The 1,224-nt window shown below is 72.4% G+C and carries 1 protein-coding gene; it reads right to left on the reverse strand.

All coding sequences use genetic code 11. The features are described 5' to 3' along the window. The coding region (locus AB0C34_RS31550; protein WP_357081114.1) for a hypothetical protein at window positions 1-1,016 on the reverse strand (1,016 nt) is incomplete at its 3' end. Window positions 1,017-1,224: the final 208 nt, after the last annotated feature.

Genomic DNA, 1,224 nt, shown 5'->3' on the forward strand with positions numbered 1-1,224 from the left:
AGCACCCCGGCCCGGCGGCCGGGCCGCGGCCCGGGCGGCGGCCCGCTCCCAGGGCGGCAGGGGATCGCGTCGCCGGGCCCGTCCGGTGCCGCGCGGCAGGCGGGGTAAGCGCGCGGCAGTTCGGACGCGTCCTGGGCGACCGTGCTGATGCCCATGGCGAGCATGTTTCCCTCCCGCGCGAGCCGCCGCTGCACGGCCTCGAAGTGGGCGCAGATGTCCTCCGTGTTCATGCCGGCCCGGACCACGGGTACGGCCACCACCTCGCCGTGGCGCACCACGACCAGGGTTCTGCCGGCCCAGGGCCCGGCGACGCTGATCGACGCGCTGGTCGCATACCCGCTCTCGGCCGAGGTGAGGTCCCCGGTGCGGGTGTCGCCGACGCACACCGCCACGACCGTCATCATCTGCGAGCGCGGTCCGATGCCGTACGCCTGCGCCGCGGCGGACAGCGGACCGCGCGTCGGTGCGACGCCGGCCAGGAGCTGGTCCAGGAGGTCCCGGCGCTCCCGGTCCGCGTCCGCCACCACGTGCTGCTGGTACTCGACGTACGCCTGTGCGGCATGGGTGCTCGCGTAGTCGACGTACCGCATCAGCGGTGTGACGAGGGACAGCGCGGCCTGCTGGGCCTCGGCGGACGTGCCCGCGCAGTCCAGCAGCGCGTCCCACAGCACCTGTCGGCCGACTCGGAAGGCACTGATCCAGTCCTCCAGGGCGAACCCCGCGCGTGCTCTGCGCATCGCTGCCCCGCGGCTGAACACGAGGTCTTCGGGGGCGATGTCCCGGTCGCCGGCCAACGCCGCCAACTGCATCCGGTAGTGCTCAAGCACCTGATCCCGTACGTCGTGGAAGAACCGCTCGTCCTGCAGCGCGTACGACGGGATCTCCGTGCGCATCACCTCGACGGCGGTCTCCGCCACCTCCTCGATCCGGTCGTTGACGGCATGCAGGATCCGCCGCCGCTCGCGGCGGAGCGGTTCGGAGAGTCGAGGGGTGCCCAGGGCAGGACCGCGCGGCATGGCGCCGATCGTCGCGGCCCGACTCGTGCTCCGTCAACAGGCTCGGGGTGAGACATACGCGGGAACCTGTGCGCCGCGCACAGGTAGGCGACCGAGAAGTTGGGTGCTCACACCCAATGTGCGCCCCGAACACCCCCACCTACTGTGGCGCTCGCCCACCCCTCAGCACGTCGGAAAGGGCGTCACTCATGCTCGCGGTCGACGGTAT

It is taken from the genome of Nocardia sp. NPDC049220, assembly GCF_040647855.1.
In the GTDB taxonomy this organism is placed as follows: domain Bacteria; phylum Actinomycetota; class Actinomycetes; order Mycobacteriales; family Mycobacteriaceae; genus Nocardia.